This is a genomic window from Halostella sp. PRR32 (assembly GCF_034808085.1).
In the GTDB taxonomy this organism is placed as follows: Archaea; Halobacteriota; Halobacteria; order Halobacteriales; family Natronoarchaeaceae; genus Halostella; species Halostella pelagica.
The window spans coordinates 1-486 of sequence record NZ_JAXHGL010000023.1 but is presented as its reverse complement, the minus strand read 5'-3'; the positions used below and the strand labels follow the sequence as shown (position 1 = coordinate 486).

Below are 486 nucleotides of genomic sequence, written 5' to 3'. Positions count from 1 at the left end.
CCGACCGATTCGACGCTGATGGACTCGACGCCCTCGACCTCGGTGAAGCCCTCCTCGACGGCTTCCGTGCCACCCGCGTCGTCGGGCACGATGACCGTCGGCAGGAGTGCGACGAGACCGAACGCGACGTCGTCACGCTCGACGCCGTTGATCTTCGCGCCCTCGGGGAGCGAATCCTCGAGGCGGTCCTGGAGGTCGTCCAGGTCGATCTCGGGGCTCTGCGGCATGACCTTGATCTTCGCGGCGACCTTCCCCATGGTTAGGGCCCCATGAACCCGCAGTCCGGGCACTCGTAGAGGTTGCTCTGTTTTCGGCACTTCGCGCATCGGAAGATGATCTGCCCGCAGTCGGGGCACTTGAAGCGCGCGGCGTTCGTGCCTGCGATGTTGAGGCCGCAGGAGACGCACCGGCGCTGCTCTGCTGATTGCGACTCGCTCATACAACACCCTGTGAGGCGTTTGGGTATAACGGTTGTCTTTCGAATCG

The 486-nt window shown here is 64.2% G+C and carries 2 protein-coding genes; both read right to left on the bottom strand.

Going from position 1 to position 486, the window contains the following annotated elements; genetic code table 11:
- The coding region (locus tag SM753_RS20230) for an elongation factor 1-beta (protein WP_323192885.1) at positions 1-257 on the bottom strand (257 nt) is incomplete at its 3' end.
- A gap of 2 nt (positions 258-259) precedes the next feature.
- The gene (locus SM753_RS20225) at positions 260-439 is read right to left on the bottom strand and encodes an HVO_2753 family zinc finger protein (protein ID WP_323192884.1); all 180 of its coding nucleotides are present in this window, start codon (positions 437-439) and stop codon (positions 260-262) included.
- Positions 440-486: the final 47 nt, after the last annotated feature.